We start from the raw sequence: 16,329 nt of genomic DNA, 5'->3' as shown, positions 1-16,329 counted from the left end.
CTGCATTAAAAGATACTTACAAAAGACACTTAGTTTTTCAAAAGTTTGATTAATTCTTGGTAAATCCATGCTAACTCCCCATCTGTGATGATGTAGGGCGGTACTATATAAAGTACATTGCCCAAAGGTCTGAGCAGAATGTTTCTATCTAAAAAATAATAATACAAAGAGTTACGAGCCTCGTGAAAATAGGAAGTAGCTCCAGTTTGATTTATCTCAATAGCTAAGATAGTGCCTAATTGGCGCATACCTCGCACCAAAGGAAGATGACGGTTTTCTTGGATAAACTGCTCATGACAAAGTGTTATATGCCTAATATTAGATTGGCATTGCTCGCTGAGCAGCAACTCTAAACTTGCATTAGCAGCCGCACATGCCAAAGGATTTGCCGTATAAGAATGTCCATGAAAAAAAGTTTTTAGAATATCCTCTGAATAATAGGCTGACTGGATTTGAGCGGTACAGGTTGTTACACCCAAAGGCATGAAACCACCTGTAATTCCCTTAGACAAGCAAATAATGTCAGGTTTGTAAGAGAGATAATCAGAAGCAAATAGCTTTCCCGTCCTCCCAAAGCCCGTAAACACTTCATCTGCTATGCAAATCACTTCATTTGCTTGGGCAAAGGCAATAGCTTGGTCTAACCAGGAGGCAGAGTACATTCTCATTCCACTTGCTCCTTGGACGAGAGGCTCAAAAATGAAAGCCCCGATTTCTCCTGAGCTAATTAGTGTTTTAAATAAAGCGAAAACGCTTTCTTCATTTTCCTCATTAGGCAGGGGAACAAACTCTACCTCAAAAAGATAAGGTTGGAAAGGAGCATTAAAAGGGCTTCTATCGCCTACTGACATTGCCCCAAAAGTATCCCCATGGTATGCCCCCTCAAAGGCAATGATTTTAGGTTTATGGATTTTTTGGTTGTAGAAATATTGGAAAGCCATTTTCATTGCTACTTCGGTAGCAGTACTTCCATTGTCAGAGAAAAAAACTTTTGATTGGTTAGAAGGAAGAATTTGCAAGAGCCTGTTTGCCAATCTAATTGCTGGCTCGTGAGTAAACCCTGCAAAGATAACGTGTTCTAACTGGTTGGCTTGTGATGCGATTGCCTGAGCGATGTAGGGGTGAGCATGCCCGTGCAAGTTTACCCACCAAGAGGAAATAGCGTCTAAGATTCTCCTTCCATCAGAAGTATGCAAATAACAACCATGTGCCGAAGTAACTAACAATGGCTCTCGATGCCCTACGAGCGGGGTAAAAGGATGCCAAATCGCACTGTCGTTCATTTACAAGATGTATTGACTCAAGTCTTTATTTTTTACCAAAGTAGAAAGTTTTTCTTTGACCAACTCCTTATTGACAATAAGTTTTGAGTTTGGCACGATGACATCAGGTACATCAAAGAGAAACTCGTTGAGCAGGTGGCTCATCACTGTATGCAAGCGGCGCGCTCCAATATTTTCTACTTCGGCGTTAATTTGAAAGGCAATATCAGCTATTTCCTCTAAGGCATCATCGGAGAAAGAAAGTTCTACTCCCTCTGCCTCAAAAAGAGCTTGATATTGCTTAGTAAGTGCATTTTTAGGCATTTTCAAGATTTTGTAGAAATCTTCTTTACTTAGGCTTTCTAATTCTACACGAATAGGGAAGCGACCCTGCAACTCTGGTATCAAATCAGAAGGTTTAGAAACGTGAAAAGCTCCTGCCGCAACAAAGAGAATGTGGTCTGTATTGGTTACGCCATACTTGGTATTGACTGCACTCCCCTCTACTATAGGCAACAAGTCCCTTTGTACCCCTTCTCTACTCACGTCCGGACCACCAGAGGCTTTGGAACTGGAAGCAATTTTGTCTATCTCATCTATGAAAATAATCCCTGCATTCTCGGCTTTTTGTATTGCCAATGCCTTGACCTCGTCCATGTCAATCATCTTAGAGGTCTCTTCGTCAAGTAATATCTTTCGGGCTTCAGCAATGGGTAACTTACGTTTCTTAGTGCGTTTAGGAAGCATACCATTAATCATTTCTTGAATGTTCATCATAGAAATCTCATCTATTGCCCCGCCAACCACACCTATATTTGAGGAAGAAGTGCCATTTTCTATTTCTATTTCTATTTTTCTATCCTCTAATTCACCATTTCTAAGTTTTTCCCTAAATCGCTCTCTGGTTTTTTCGTTGAGTTCTAAGTCTGCATTGCTGGACTCGTAATCTCTACTTTTGAGCGGAGGAATCAGGGCATCTAAAATCATATCTTCTACGATAGCAGAGGCTTTGACCTTTACTTCTTCTTTCTTTTGTGCTTTGACCATATTCACTGCCTGCTCTACTAAGTCGCGCACCATACTTTCTACATCACGCCCTACATACCCTACTTCGGTAAACTTAGAAGCCTCTACTTTGATGAAAGGAGCGTCAGCTATTTTTGCTAAACGACGTGCTATTTCTGTTTTTCCTACGCCTGTAGAGCCAATCATCAGAATATTATTGGGCATGATTTCCTTTTGTATCTCAGGTTTCGCACTTAGCCTTCGCCAACGATTTCTCAGTGCAATAGCTACATTTCGCTTTGCCTCTTTTTGTCCGATGATGTATTTGTCTAATTCTTCTACTATTTGCTTAGGGGTTAAGTATTTATTTTCTTCCAACATTTTAGTTTTAGCAAGAGTGATTGAAGTTTTTGAACTTGTAGTAAAACCTTAGTATATCATTAATAAACAATTACTTGAATTAATTAATAAGTGTTTGCTTTGTTTTTTTCCTCAAATTACTTGTTTTTTAATCAGAAAAAAAAATGTTACCACTAAATTAATATCAACTTAGCTAAAAGGAAAATACTCATTAACTTCCCAAATTTTTCCATTGTGTTTAAGCAAAGTGATTTTGTCCACTTTAAAATGTGCTTTGTATTCTTTGTTTTTAAATTCTTGCCACGCTTCATCAAACTTTTCCTCAGTCAAATCTCTGCTTGCTATGGTCATGTGAGGGTGAAATTTTTGCTGGAAGTACTTGGCATGGTACAAGCCAAGTGTTTCTTTCAAATTTTTAAGTAGTTTTTTTTGAAGCACTTGCAAGGCAGGATTATGTGCTACACGAATGAAAATTACCCTTGGTGCAAAGCAATCAAAACCATTGAAAAATATATCAAACGCTTGCTCTTGTGCAGAAAAAGATTTTAACAAATTTTTTAAAAAAATTTCTTGGTCTTCTTGCCACCAAAAAGGCATATACAACGTAACATGTGCAGGAGATTTTGTCGATGCTACACTCTGGTAGTTTTCTGCCATGTATTGTTTGAAGGCTCGCACCTCAGAAAGGATAGGTTCTGGGGCGACAATAGCGATAAAATATTGCTTTGTAAGAATCTTCATAGGGCTGTTAGTTTTTGCTAAATAGCCTGTTAAGCTTTGTTAAATGAAACAAAATAGATGCCTTTTCGCATATTTTTGTTAAAATTCTACGTACAATACTTGTATAAAGTTAGCAAGTAAATTTATTATATCTTGAACTTGAGATGGACGAACCAAAAATTTTATTAGTAGAAGATGACCAAAATTTAGGTCAAATTCTCAAGGAATACTTAGACATTAAAGGTTTTAAAACTAACCTTTGCAGAGATGGTAAAGCAGGTTTGCATGCTTTTAAGACAGATTTATACCAGTTGTGTATCTTTGACGTGATGTTGCCTATCATGGACGGTTTTTCTTTGGCAGAGGAAGTTCGCAAAACAGATAAGGAAATCCCTATTGTTTTCTTGACAGCAAAGTCAATGAATGAAGACAAGATTAAAGGGCTGAAGATAGGAGCTGATGACTATATCACCAAACCTTTTACTACTGAGGAACTTCTGCTGAGAATCAAAGCAATACTTCGCCGCTCAGGCCGTGGGGAAACGAATATGCCTCCAGGGAATAAGTTTAAGATAGGGCATTTTACCTTTGAGTATGATACTCAAATGCTTAAATCGCCTATTGATGAAATCAAACTGACCTCTAAGGAAGCAGAGTTGCTCAAGATGCTCGCTCAGAACAAAAATCAGGTCTTAGAACGCTCAAAGGCATTGAAGCAGATATGGCATGATGATAACTACTTCAATTCTCGCAGTATGGACGTGTATATCACCAAACTGCGAAAATACCTGAAATCGGACGACAAACTACAAATCTTGAATATTCACGGTACAGGGTTCAAACTTATAGAAACTTCTGAGCAGCAAGATTAAAAAATCAGAAAAGGCGGTTTAAAAAATCGCCTTTTTTTTATATTTGTTTTTTATGACATTGACTTACGCATTAGAACTGATAGGGACTTTTGTTTTTGCTATTAGTGGGGCATTGGCCGCTGAGGAGCATGAATTAGATGCTTTTGGAATAACTTTTATCGCCTTTATTACCGCCTTGGGGGGTGGGACTACCCGCGATGTGCTTTTAGGTATCCATCCTTTGGTTTGGATAGCAGATACCAATTACCTGCTGACTATCTTTGTGGCGGTGGCGGTAGCAATAGCTTTTAAGCAATATATACTCCCTTTGCGCAAGACATTTTTTTTGTTTGATACAATAGGGATTGGCTTTTTTACTATTTTGGGTTTGAAAAAAGCCTTACTGGTGGCTCAGGTTTCGCCTCTTATAGGAGTAATCATGGGTATGGTATCTGCTACTTTTGGCGGAGTATTGAGAGATGTGTTCTGCAACCAAGTTCCTCTTATTTTTAGGAAGGAAATTTATGCAACGGCTTGCTTAGTGGGAGCAGGAATTTATTTATTTTTAGAAAAAATCAGTCCATATACTCGCCTAAATACCTTATTGACTATCTTTATCATTATCATCATTCGCTTTGTGGCAGTCAAATACAAGCTATCTTTGACATGGAAAAGGTAGTTGCTGTTTTGTAAAATCTACGGCTACATTTTACTTTTTGTAATTTGATTGGTACAGGAGTATATTTAAAATTGATTTAAGCCAATCTTAAAGTAAGTATCTTCTGCCAAACTCCTTTCTTCTAATACTGCCAAGGCAGGTGGACAGCATTTATGTTACGCCACATTGAACGCTTCGGGTAGTTTTAAGTAAGCACTAACTCACTCAGGCAACGTTTTTGGTAAGCGCAGAAAGAAGTAGCTTTTTGAAATAAATGCAATTTTTTTCCATAATTATCGTGGACTTGACATGTTAGAAAAAGCAGTAAAACTGACGAAAAAAAGAGAAGCAAACTTTTTTATAGTTTGCTTCTTTGAGTTTTTATATAAATCAAATACTATTTCGGTTAAAAAGTCAATCTGTAAAATGGAATCGGTAAAAATCCTTGTTGGTATGCCGTTCCTACACGTTGTGTGCGAGGGTTGTATGCTTGCTGCAATACGTTCTGATGATTTGTAATATTCTGTAAATCAATAGCTATCTCATGCGTAAGTCGCTTGCGATTGATTTTATAGGAAAACTTCAAATCAGTGCGAAAGTAGGCGGGTTGTTGTGCAGTAAAGGCATTGTCATCATCGTAAATAGTAATCCCTGTCTGTGCAGACTGTACTAAGTCCACAGGGCGGAGGAATCTACCCCCTGCACTTGTAATTCTCCAATTGATGCTTAAAATATTGTCTTTGCTACCAATTTTAAACTCCTTACCTGCTAAAAAATTTACTACATATCTGCCGTTGAATGGTGTATTGCGCTCTATACCATCACTACCCTTGTACTTGGAGTCAAAAATGGAGGTGGTAAGTAAGAAATAATAGCTGTTTGAAAAATATTTTTCTAAGGTAAGTTCCACACCATAATTTGTACCTGTGCCTTTATTTACCAAGTTGCCAATGTCAGTAGGGGCAAAGTCCACTCCCTCAGTAAGTACAGAGTAATAACTTGGGCGAGTTTCCACAGGGACATTAAAGAGAGATTGGTAATAAGTTTCTACTTTTAGGCGTAGGTTTTCAGTCAAGCTCTGCTCCAAACCTACTACAAAGTGATGGCTTTGGGTAAATCCTAAGTCTTTGTTAGTGAGGCTATAAGTGCCGTCAGCATTGCGATTTTGATAGAAAGAAAGCAAAATAGGCTGTAAGTTGCTGTGCAGACCGTAAGCAACATTAATTGTACTTTTCTCATTCAGTACGTAGTTCAGCCCTATTCTCGGCTCTACAACTGATTTTCTGTTAAGTTCGTAGCTCATAAAGCTCAGCCCAGAGTTGAGGGTAAGTTTTTCATTGAAGCGATGTTTCCATTGTAAGTAACCCTGTCCAAGCATAGTTTCACCTGTAGTATTTCTCAAATCATTGGGGACGGGGAGCAGTCTTGTATTTTTCAAATTGAACTGTGAAAAATCTAAAATAAAACCACCTGTGAGTTTATTTTTTGCATTGATTTTATGATTGATAACGGCATTGATAGAGAGTTTATCATTAGAAAATCTTGCACTCTCATTGCGGATTTCTCTTTCTATATCTTTGGTATCACCTTTGTAAATGACAGTATCGCCATCAAAGTTTTGAAAACTTTGCGAAGCAGAAAGCGTGATTTTGCCATAAGTTCGGTCTGTAAAGCGGTGTTCGTAGCTTACTGCGCCAACTCCTGCTCCAAAGTTCACGAAAGTATTATTGTTTTCATCACCATAAGCGTCCCCGTCTGTGCTTACGTCTTTGCCCAAGAAAGTGATGTTACTCCTTCCACCCAACACCCATGCAGAAAAAGTACCTTTCTTACCCACAGGAATATCTGCCTTAAAGGTCAAATCCTGATAATAAGGTGTGCCAGCAATTTGGAAACCAATCGCAGACATCAGTCCAAAAAGAGAATAACGATAGTTAAGCAAGTAAGAGGCTTGACGACCAGAAGCAGTTTTCTTCTTGGAAAAAGGACCTTCCAACCCTACTTCTACACCGTTAAAACCTACTTGGGTAAGAAATTCGTGTTTTTCATCATTACCTTTTCTCAATCTCAGGTCAAAAACAGAACCCAAAGCATTAGCATACTCGGCAGGGAAAGCACCTGTCATAAAATCGGATTTTGCTAAAAGATTGGCATTAAGCATACTTACAGGACCTCCTGAAGTTCCCAAAGCTCCAAAGTGATTGGGATTGGGGATATTTACGCCTTCCAAACGCCATAGTAGAGAAGCAGGAGAGTTGCCACGTACTATGATGTCGTTCCTTGCATCATTTGCACCGCTCACGCCAGCGAAGTTTGCCGCCATACGCGAGGGGTCGCCCAAGCTACCTGCATATTTAAGCGTTTCGCTGGGGTTAAATGGACGCGAACTCACCGTTGCCATTTCATTATTAGTGATTTTTGCGTCTTCGCTTCTTTGGAAAGTAACCACTACTTCGTTCAGACTGGTGATACTCTCGGTCATGCCTACTTCTAAAATTACTTCTTTCCCAGCATTTACGATAATATCTTTCATGAAAACGTCCTCGTAACCAATGAAGGCAATTTTCAAATTTACACGACCAACAGGCACGTTAAGCAAGCGGAAGCTACCATTTTCGTCAGTAGAAGAACCTATGAGCGGATTGCTACCTAAAACCAAAACATTTGCTCCAATAATGGGTGATTTGGAAGCTACATCGGTAACTTTGCCTCGAATGTTTTGCGTCTGTGCCATACTTGTTTGAGGGCATACAAACACAGGCAATAATTGGATTAGTAGAATAACAGATAAAATTAAGTTTTTCATAGTTTTAATGAGATTTTGAAGTTTTTTAGCTTATTGTCCATTCTAAACTTTTATATTCATTCCCTATTGCATAGATAGCTTTGCTTTCGGAGCCTTCTTATGAGGTAGAGATTTAGAAGGGGCTTTGATTTATGGCTTCAAAATTGACCTGAAAATCATAAAAAAAGAATCGGAAAGTAGGTGAAGCGTAAAAATGTAGGGGTGAAGCGGAGAGGTAAAATATGCTTTCACTTCACCCTTTATTTTCCACACTTCACCCCAGTTTTATCATCATTCTTTTCATTTATCTGTTTATATTTGTCCTTCTTAGTTTTAAACCCATCTGATAAATGGAAAAAGTAACACTAAACGACCAAAAAGCAAGATGGATAGGAACGCCTCTTATTACTATTGGGCTTGCATTGTATATTCACCCAGAGGCTTTCTTTCCTACCGTTGATTGGTTCGAGGCTTGGCACTGGCTAAGTACCTCTTTTTTGAATACTTTTTTTGTATGGGAAGGCTGTCGTTATATTTTTATACGTAGTAGGGTTTTGTACCCTAATTATAGTCAAACCAAGAAACGACTGTTTTATGAGGCAGTAGTCATTATCGTTTATATATTTATTATTACCTCTATCATAGATTATGGTTATTGTTATCTGCTTTTAGGCAAGGACTTACCTGTACTTTTCAAAGGGTTTAAAATAGGCTTAATCCCCACTACTATCGTTACTTTGATTTACGAAAGCGTGTTCTTTTTTGAGTCTTGGGCGGCAGACGTAAAGAAAAGCGAAATATTGGCAAGAGAGAATGTGCAGTCGCAGTTAGATACCCTCAAAAATCAACTTGACCCACACTTTTTATTTAACAGTTTGAATACACTTGCTTCTTTGATAGATGACGAAAATAAACCTGCTCAAGAATATTTGGATAGATTGTCAGATGTTTATAGATACGTACTTATCAGCAAAGATAAAAATACTGTAACAGTAGAAGAAGAAATGCAATTTTTGGACGCTTATATTTACCTTAATAAAGTACGTTTTAGGGAAAATTTGCAGATAGAAAAACAAGTCTCGAGGCAGACCTACCACCAACAGGTAGCTCCTCTCAGCTTGCAAATGCTCATAGAAAATGCTATCAAACACAATATTATTTCAAAAGATAAACCATTGAAAATCAAAATTTCAGAAGATGGAGAAGGGTATCTACAAGTGGAAAACAATATCCAAGAGAAAAAAACTTTTGAGAAATCCACCAAAGTAGGTTTACAAAATATCGTCAATCGCTATCAGCTCCTATCAGATAGGCAGGTAGAGATTGTTAAAAACAATGATTTTTTCAAAGTAAAAATTCCACTACTTCAGTAAGAAAAATATGACTACTATTCTCATAGAAGACGAATATCCCGCATCAGAACGCTTGGAAAAGCTAATTAAGAAAGCAGATGCAAGCATACAAATTTTAGATATTTTAGAAAGCATAGAAGATGCAAAGGCATGGTTTGCAAAAAATCCTGCTCCAGATTTGATATTTTCTGATATTCAACTCTCTGACGGGCTAAGTTTTCAAATTTTTGAAGAGGTAACTATCAAAAGTCCTATTATTTTCACAACCTCTTATGATGAATATGCTATAAAGGCATTTAAGGTAAAGAGTATAGACTATTTGTTGAAGCCTATTAAACAACAGGAATTGCAAAATGCAATAGAGAAGTTTAAAAACCTAAAAAGTGAGTTTTCAGAGCAGCAACATTTGGAAAACCTTTACACGCTAAAAATGGAATCGCTTTTGGATACGTTACGCCCTGTGGAAAAAAGGTACAAATCCCGTTTTTTAGTAACTCAGGGCGACCAACTCTTGCCTATTCCTACCGAACAGATAGCCTATTTCTTTACTTCTAACGAAATGCTTTGCTTGGTGCAAAAGGACAATAAGCAATTTTTACTCGACTATACGCTGGAGGAGTTAGGGCTATGCCTTGACCCTGCTCATTTTTTCCGCATCAATCGCCAATTTCTCGCACATCTGTCTTCTATTCGTAAAATCCACAATTACTTTAATGGAAAATTAAAATTAGAACTCATGCCTACTCCTGCGCAAGAGGTTCTGGTAAGTCGAGAAAAAGCTGCACTATTCAAAAAATGGATAGAAGGTGCGTGAAAATATGAATGAGAGTAGGTCTGATTTTCCAAGTCAGATGCTACTTCCCTACACCCCCAAACTTTTCAAAAAAGCCTCCTCGCTGGGTTCTCTCCCTAAAAAATTAATCAGTTGTTGCATCTCGTCCTCCGAACCGCCTTTGGAAAGAATGGTATTTCGGTATCTCACCCCCACTTCCTTGTTGAGAATACCTTTTTGCTCAAAAACAGAAAAAATATCATCTGCATAGACCAAAGACCACAAATAGCCATAATAGCTTGCCGCATAGCCCATCAGATGCCCAAATGCCGCTTCGAAGTGCGTACCTTCTAAGTAAGGGAAAAGAGTTATTTCATTTTGCAACTTTCTGATGATGTCTGTAGTACTTTCCTCACTTTCAGGGTTATATTTGTCGTGCAGAGTCATGTCATAAGTGCCATAAAATATCTGCTGTTGGGTAAATATTCCTACGCCTAAGTTTTTAGCGGAGAGCATTTTATCAAATAACTCTTTGGGCAAAACTTCGCCTGTTTGGTAGTGTTTGGCAAAAAGTGCAAGAGATTCGTAGTTCCAAGCCCAATTTTCCAAGAGTTGGGAAGGAACTTCTACAAAGTCGTTCGCTGTATTTGTGCCTGCAAAAGCCGCCACAGGAGATTGGGTAAGCAGTACGTGCAAGGCATGACCAAACTCATGGAACATGGTTTCTACCTCAGCGTGTCTGAGCAAAGAGGGCTTCTCAGGAGTAGGTTTGGAAAAATTGCATACCAAAGCCAAAACAGGAATTTGGTAGCCATGCTCGGTTTCTCTGCCTTGCACCAAAGGGAAGCAAGCGGCATGATTGTACTTGTTGGGTCTTGGGAAAAGGTCTAAGTAAAGCCTGCCAACCAATGCTTTATCGCTGGCATTTCTTACCTCAAAATATCGTACCTCCTCGTGCCAAACAGGGACATCTTTTTGCTCAACAAATTGAATATCAAATAATTGTTCGGAAATATGAAAAAGTCCATGCAATACGTTGTCCAAAGGAAAATACGTTCTGACTTGCTCTGGGTCGACACTGTACTTTTCTTTGAGCAGAATAGTCCTATAATAGCCTGATTCCCAAGGGTTCACTATTTGAGCCTTTGAGTTTCCTGTTTTTTGCTTTTTTACTTCCAAGAGTTCTTGGTAGTCTGCTTGTGCTTTGGGTCTTACTTTCTCTTTCAATTTATTTTCAAAATTCCATACTATTTCAGGCTTTTTACTCATCAAATCTTCTTGGCGATAAGCGGCGTAGGTCTGATAACCAAGCAATGCTACTATCTGCTTGCGTAGGCGAAGCACATTTTTAAGTACGCTAAGGTTTTTATCTGAAGCACGATTGAGGTACTTGATATACAGCTTTTTACGAGCTTCTTCAGAGTGTGCGTATTGCATAAAGGGTGTGTAAGAGGGATACTCCAAGCCAATTTTGTAAGTACCGTCCTCTTGCTTGTGCTGATTTTTGAAGTCTTCAGGCAGACCTGCCATCTCTTCCTCAGAAACAATAATAAAATCCTGATATTCAGCAATATTTTTATAAAACAAATTGACTTGTTCGCTGAGTTGGTCTTGGAGGTCTTTAAGTGCATCGCGTTTTTCTTTGGGAAGGGCAAAGCCATTCTTCTCGAAACTCCTCACCGTTTCCTTAACAAATTTTTCTTGGTAGCCTGTGAGCTGTTGGGCTTCTGAGGTTTGAGCATATTGCTTGATAGCTTGGTAAAGGTTCTCGTCCAAGGCTAACTGATTGCCAAACTTTTCCAATTCTTCTACTGCTTGCCTGCTTTTATTTCTTAGTTCGTCATCAACTACGGTACTCGAAAGCAAAAATAACAAGGCGTTTGTAATGCTTAATTGGCTCATCAGGGCATCATACTTTCTCATCGTATTCTCAAAAGTACGAGCCTCCTCAGCGATAGCGTATAGTTCAGATAGCTTTTCAGTGAGCAGTGCAGTAGTGGTAGTAACTGCTTCTTGCACATTTTCTACTGTAATATTTTTAAAGTCAATGAGTTGGTTGTGTGTATAGATTAGCGGATTTTTCATGCTTCAAATAGATAAAATGGAAATGATTGGTAAATTTAGTATTATTTTGAATGTTTTATCAATAAAACAAAAAGCATTTTGTATTTGGATAGTTACAAAATTTATATGAGAACTAAAATTTTTGCACCTTACTTTTTAATTTTACTTGTTAATTTTGCTGTTTAGTTTGTAGGCTTATCTTTTTTATTCAATATCAGTAACTTTTAAAAAAATCTATGGAGCATGATTATCCTTTTAAAGTGATTTATGAAGATAACCATCTTATCATTGTAAATAAAGAAAGCGGAGTATTGGTGCAAGAAGATGAGTCGGGGGATATGCCTTTGGTAGAAATGGTAAGAGCGTATTTGAAAGAGAAATACCAGAAAGAAGGCAATGTTTTTTGTGGAATAGTACATCGTCTTGACCGTCCTGTAAGTGGGGTAATAGTATTAGCCAAAACTTCTAAAGCCTTAGAGCGAATGAATGATTTGTTTAAGTATCGTGAAGTATATAAAACTTACTGGGCTGTTACTCAACGTCCTCCAGCTAAGCCACAGGGGCATCTGATACACTGGTTAGTCAAAGATAAAGAAAAAAATAGAGTTACCCCGTATGACAAAGAGATAGAGGGAGGGTTGAAGGCAGAACTATATTACAGAGTCATTGGAGAAAAAGAGGGCTATTACCTCATAGAAGTCAATCCTATTACAGGGCGACCTCATCAGATTAGAGTACAACTCATGACGCAGGGCAGTATAATTGTAGGAGATGTGAAATACGGCTACCATCACCCCAATCCCGATGCAAGGATACATCTGCACGCTCGTGCCATTCGCTTTGTCCATCCTGTTCAGAAGGAAGAGATGCGTTTTGTTGCCGAATTGCCTGAGGAGGACTTGTGGAATCTTTTTAGAGGAGTAGCACTGATTGAGCATAGGGTAGATGTATAAAATCTTTACCTTTGAAAAACTTAAAAATCTGACAATAAAAACAAATCAACAAGGGAAAAAGTTAAGGTTTGGGGCAAGTTCAAAAAATGAAAATGTATGAAGAATACTCGGGATAATGAGATAGGATTGATAGCAACTGACCAGACCAATTTAGAGCGGGCTAAGTCAATTTTTACATACATACACAAAATAACAAACTAATAACCACCATCTAACATCTAATCAGAATGAATAACATCAATTGGGAAACAATCAAAGAGTTTAACGAAATCCGTTTTGAATACTACGAAGGAATAGGAAAAATTACCATTAATCGACCTCATAAACGCAATGCTTTCACCCCTCTGACAGTGCAAGAAATGATAGAAGCCATGACACACTGTCGCTATGATGACAAAATAGGGGTGGTGGTACTGACGGGAGAAGGTACAGAGGCTTTTTGTAGTGGTGGCGACCAAAGCGTAAGAGGACATGGAGGGTACGTAGGCAATGATGGAGTGCCACGCCTCAATGTATTAGACTTACAAAAGTTGATTCGCTCTATTCCCAAACCCGTGATTGCTATGGTAGCTGGCTGGGCAATAGGGGGCGGGCATGTCTTGCACGTAGTTTGCGACTTGACCATAGCCGCAGAAAATGCAAAGTTTGGGCAAACAGGTCCCAAAGTAGGTAGCTTTGACGGAGGGTTTGGGGCTTCTTACTTAGCACGCATCGTAGGGCAGAAAAAGGCAAGAGAAATATGGTATCTGTGCGATGTCTATGATGCCAATGAGGCACTTCAAATGGGTTTGGTAAACAAAGTTGTTCCTACGGAAAAGTTGGAAGAAACCACAGTAGAGTGGTGTAAAAAAATCTTGGAAAAATCTCCTATCGCCTTGCGTATGCTCAAGAGTGCCTTCAATGCCGAACTTGACGGGCAAGCAGGGATTCAAGAATTAGCGGGCAATGCTACTTTGCTTTATTATCTCTCCGACGAGGCAAAAGAAGGTAAAAATGCTTTTATGGAAAAACGCAAGCCTGATTTTTCTAAATTCCCCAAGTTCCCATAGACTTACAACAACTTATTAGCGGATGGGCAGGTGGGGACAAATGTTAAGCAACGCTTGCTATAGGGCTGTTTCGCTTAGTATTTTTCCCTTCCAATCTTTTTTCTATCTTTGAAAATTAATTTTTCTAAAACCATAGCGGTATGCACACCCCACTTTTTAGCAATTTTGATTTTAGCCAATTGTATTCCCCTGATTTCAAGGAAGATAGTGTAAGAGAGGAACTGATACTGCCACTCTTGCAGGGTTTGGGCTATGCGGGAAAGCAAATCGTGAGGAGCAAAGCATTGGCAAATCCCTTTCTGAAAGTAGGCTCGCAAAAGCGACAAATTAAGCAAGTGCCTGATTATTTGCTGAAAACAGAAGCAGAATCGCTTAGTTATGCGTGGGTCTTAGATGCCAAAGCCCCTAATGAAAACATCACCGAAGGCGAAAATGTAGCACAAGTATATAGCTATGCCATTCACCCCGAAGTCAAAACCAAGTTTTTTGCCCTTTGCAATGGGAAGGAGTTTATTCTTTTTCGCCAAGACGAAGAAAAACCCTTGCTTTATTTTTCTCTGAACCAGATAGATAGCTATTGGGACGAGCTAAAAAGCTACCTTGCGCCCTCCGCCTTCCAAAATGGCAAAGATTTTTCCTACGCCACCGTAAAAACTGTAAAATCGGGCGTAAAAGATGAAAGCGACTACATCAATCGCCCTTTGCTTGACGAAATGCCTGTCCAAAAACAAGCCTCCAAACGACATTTTGGCGTGCATGGCTATTTTACCAAGCAGTCTTGGAACGTAGTCAGGGCGTACATCGAGCATTTTTCCAATGTGGGCGACCTCGTGCTTGACCCCTTTGGTGGCAGTGGAGTAACGGCAATAGAGGCACTCATGTCCGATAGGAGGACGATTCACATAGACCTCAACCCTATGTCGGTGTTTATCGTCAATGCCTTGCTTGCCCCTGTGAAAATCAATGAGTTAATGCTTGCTTTTGAAAGGGTAAAAACTGCTTTTACCGCTAAAAATCCCTCAGGTCTCGAAGACCTGAGGGATTTGGAAGGAATCTCCTACCCACAAGGCTTTCGCCTCCCCAAAGGCTCTGACGTACAGACCATTGAGCAACTTTTTACTGAAAAACAATTGGCACAGCTGGCTTTTCTGAAACACTTGATTCTGAAAGAAAAAAATGAAAATATCAAAAACTCCCTACTTTTGGCTTTTTCAAGTAGCATTACAAAAACAAATTTGACTTATCACAATTCTGGCGCAAGAAATGAAAATGCAGGGGATAGTGCTGCTTTTAGATATTATCGCTATCGTGTTGCAAAAGAAACAGTTGATTTAGATTTGATGAATACTTTTGAAACCAAATTCAAGAAAATTCTTTCAGCAAAAAAAGACGTAGGGACAAAAATAGATGAAAAAACGATAAAAAATGGGCAAATCGTGAAAGGGACAGCGACAGATTTGAGTTTCATTAAAAACGAAAGCGTGGACTACATCTATACCGACCCGCCTTATGGCAAGAAGATTCCCTATTTGGACTTGTCTATCATGTGGAACGCTTGGCTCGACCTGCCTGTAACGGAGGAGGACTACGAAATGGAAGCGATAGAAGGCGGCGAACACCAAAAAAGCAAGGACAAGTACAATGAACTCATCGCCCAAAGCATTAAAGAGATGTACCGAGTGCTGAAATTTGACCGTTGGATGTCCTTTGTTTTTGCCCACAAAGACCCCGAATTTTGGCATTTGATTATAGATACTGCCGAGAGGTGCGGTTTTGAGTACGCAGGTGCGGTCAAGCAAAGCAACGGACAAACGAGCTTCAAAAAGCGTCAAAACCCTTTTACCGTGCTTTCAGGGCAACTTATCATCAATTTCAAAAAAGTTCGCAAACCCCGCTACATTCTCAAAGCAAATCTGGGCATGGATATTTCAGAGATTTTCATGCAAACTGCGGAAGGAATCATAGCCAAGTACAATGGGGCTACCTTAGAGCAAATCAATGATGAGTTGATTATCAAGGGTTTAGAATTAGGCTTTTTGGAATTGTTGGCAAAAAAATATACTGACCTTACGCCTGTACTGATGGATATGTTTGACTATGACGAGAAAACGCAAAAGTTTCATATCCGCAAAAATAGGAAATTCCAAACGCACATAGACTTAAACCTTCGCATTCGCTATTACTTGCTTTCCTACTTGCGAAGAGTGGAATTAGAAAACAAAATTCCGACTTTTGACGATATTGTGCTGAATATCATGCCTTTACTCAAAAATGGTATAACGCCAGAAAATCAGACAATTCTGAGTGTATTAAAAAACATAGCCACGCCTGTGGGCAATGGTTGGCGACTGATGCCGCAAGGAGGGTTGTTTTGAGAAGCACTGCATACTTTACTCACCCCTAACAAGTTTATGCAACCTATTTGTAAAGGATTGGTAACTATTTCATCCGAATAAATTCACCTGCTCATTTTGTTGGGGTATAAAACAAAAGGCTGT

Annotated in this window: 12 protein-coding genes; 7 read left to right on the top strand and 5 right to left on the bottom strand. The window is 39.0% G+C overall.

Going from position 1 to position 16,329, the window contains the following annotated elements; all coding sequences use genetic code 11:
- Positions 1-29: 29 nt before the first annotated feature.
- The 3 genes from bioA to BM141_RS03305 all read right to left on the bottom strand — a co-directional run bounded on the left by bioA (position 30) and on the right by BM141_RS03305 (position 3,368).
- Positions 30-1,283 (bottom strand): adenosylmethionine--8-amino-7-oxononanoate transaminase, encoded by a 1,254-nt coding sequence (bioA, locus tag BM141_RS03315; protein ID WP_091539995.1) that lies wholly within the window; start codon positions 1,281-1,283, stop codon positions 30-32.
- The gene (hslU, locus tag BM141_RS03310) at positions 1,284-2,648 is read right to left on the bottom strand and encodes an ATP-dependent protease ATPase subunit HslU (protein WP_091539993.1); all 1,365 of its coding nucleotides are present in this window, start codon (positions 2,646-2,648) and stop codon (positions 1,284-1,286) included.
- Between the two features lie 168 nt (positions 2,649-2,816).
- Positions 2,817-3,368: a 2'-5' RNA ligase family protein gene (locus BM141_RS03305; RefSeq protein ID WP_091539990.1), complete on the bottom strand. Its 552-nt coding sequence runs from the start codon at positions 3,366-3,368 to the stop codon at positions 2,817-2,819.
- Between the two features lie 143 nt (positions 3,369-3,511).
- Between BM141_RS03305 and BM141_RS03300 the strand changes: the two genes are divergently transcribed.
- Complete coding sequence (locus BM141_RS03300; RefSeq protein WP_091539988.1) at positions 3,512-4,219, top strand: response regulator transcription factor; 708 nt, start codon at positions 3,512-3,514, stop codon at positions 4,217-4,219.
- A gap of 52 nt (positions 4,220-4,271) precedes the next feature.
- Positions 4,272-4,877, top strand: coding sequence for a trimeric intracellular cation channel family protein (locus tag BM141_RS03295; RefSeq protein ID WP_091539985.1), 606 nt, complete (start codon positions 4,272-4,274; stop codon positions 4,875-4,877).
- A 385-nt stretch (positions 4,878-5,262) separates the two neighbouring features.
- On the opposite strand, the gene BM141_RS03290 is transcribed toward BM141_RS03295, so the two are convergent.
- On the bottom strand, positions 5,263-7,662 hold the full coding sequence (locus BM141_RS03290; protein ID WP_091539982.1) for a TonB-dependent receptor: 2,400 nt from the start codon (positions 7,660-7,662) through the stop codon (positions 5,263-5,265).
- Between the two features lie 329 nt (positions 7,663-7,991).
- On the opposite strand from BM141_RS03290, the gene BM141_RS03285 reads away from it, so the two are divergent.
- Both BM141_RS03285 and BM141_RS03280 read left to right on the top strand, forming a co-directional pair.
- A complete protein-coding gene (locus BM141_RS03285) occupies positions 7,992-9,014 on the top strand; it encodes a sensor histidine kinase (protein ID WP_091539980.1) in 1,023 nt (340 codons plus the stop codon).
- 7 nt (positions 9,015-9,021) lie between these two features.
- Positions 9,022-9,807: a LytR/AlgR family response regulator transcription factor gene (locus BM141_RS03280; protein ID WP_091539977.1), complete on the top strand. Its 786-nt coding sequence runs from the start codon at positions 9,022-9,024 to the stop codon at positions 9,805-9,807.
- A gap of 48 nt (positions 9,808-9,855) precedes the next feature.
- On the opposite strand, the gene BM141_RS03275 is transcribed toward BM141_RS03280, so the two are convergent.
- Positions 9,856-11,850, bottom strand: coding sequence for a M3 family metallopeptidase (locus BM141_RS03275; protein ID WP_091539973.1), 1,995 nt, complete (start codon positions 11,848-11,850; stop codon positions 9,856-9,858).
- A 215-nt stretch (positions 11,851-12,065) separates the two neighbouring features.
- Between BM141_RS03275 and BM141_RS03270 the strand changes: the two genes are divergently transcribed.
- From BM141_RS03270 to BM141_RS03260, 3 genes are all read left to right on the top strand, one after another.
- Positions 12,066-12,782: an RluA family pseudouridine synthase gene (locus tag BM141_RS03270; protein ID WP_091539970.1), complete on the top strand. Its 717-nt coding sequence runs from the start codon at positions 12,066-12,068 to the stop codon at positions 12,780-12,782.
- 227 nt (positions 12,783-13,009) lie between these two features.
- The gene (menB, locus tag BM141_RS03265; RefSeq protein WP_091539968.1) at positions 13,010-13,831 is read left to right on the top strand and encodes a 1,4-dihydroxy-2-naphthoyl-CoA synthase; all 822 of its coding nucleotides are present in this window, start codon (positions 13,010-13,012) and stop codon (positions 13,829-13,831) included.
- Between the two features lie 140 nt (positions 13,832-13,971).
- Positions 13,972-16,206: a DNA methyltransferase gene (locus BM141_RS03260; RefSeq protein ID WP_091539965.1), complete on the top strand. Its 2,235-nt coding sequence runs from the start codon at positions 13,972-13,974 to the stop codon at positions 16,204-16,206.
- Positions 16,207-16,329: the final 123 nt, after the last annotated feature.

Source organism: Thermoflexibacter ruber (assembly GCF_900113045.1).
GTDB classification, from domain to species: domain Bacteria; phylum Bacteroidota; class Bacteroidia; order Cytophagales; family Thermoflexibacteraceae; genus Thermoflexibacter; species Thermoflexibacter ruber.
This window is presented reverse-complemented; position numbering and strand designations above follow the sequence as displayed.

Bases quoted from the DNA above. Each gene is read 5' to 3' on its own strand.
- bioA (WP_091539995.1), bottom strand. From the start codon at position 1,283: ATGAACGACAGTGCGATTTGGCATCCTTTTACCCCGCTCGTAGGGCAT.
- hslU (WP_091539993.1), bottom strand. From the start codon at position 2,648: ATGTTGGAAGAAAATAAATACTTAACCCCTAAGCAAATAGTAGAAGAA.
- BM141_RS03305 (WP_091539990.1), bottom strand. From the start codon at position 3,368: ATGAAGATTCTTACAAAGCAATATTTTATCGCTATTGTCGCCCCAGAA.
- BM141_RS03300 (WP_091539988.1), top strand. From the start codon at position 3,512: ATGGACGAACCAAAAATTTTATTAGTAGAAGATGACCAAAATTTAGGT.
- BM141_RS03295 (WP_091539985.1), top strand. From the start codon at position 4,272: ATGACATTGACTTACGCATTAGAACTGATAGGGACTTTTGTTTTTGCT.
- BM141_RS03290 (WP_091539982.1), bottom strand. From the start codon at position 7,662: ATGAAAAACTTAATTTTATCTGTTATTCTACTAATCCAATTATTGCCT.
- BM141_RS03285 (WP_091539980.1), top strand. From the start codon at position 7,992: ATGGAAAAAGTAACACTAAACGACCAAAAAGCAAGATGGATAGGAACG.
- BM141_RS03280 (WP_091539977.1), top strand. From the start codon at position 9,022: ATGACTACTATTCTCATAGAAGACGAATATCCCGCATCAGAACGCTTG.
- BM141_RS03275 (WP_091539973.1), bottom strand. From the start codon at position 11,850: ATGAAAAATCCGCTAATCTATACACACAACCAACTCATTGACTTTAAA.
- BM141_RS03270 (WP_091539970.1), top strand. From the start codon at position 12,066: ATGGAGCATGATTATCCTTTTAAAGTGATTTATGAAGATAACCATCTT.
- menB (WP_091539968.1), top strand. From the start codon at position 13,010: ATGAATAACATCAATTGGGAAACAATCAAAGAGTTTAACGAAATCCGT.
- BM141_RS03260 (WP_091539965.1), top strand. From the start codon at position 13,972: ATGCACACCCCACTTTTTAGCAATTTTGATTTTAGCCAATTGTATTCC.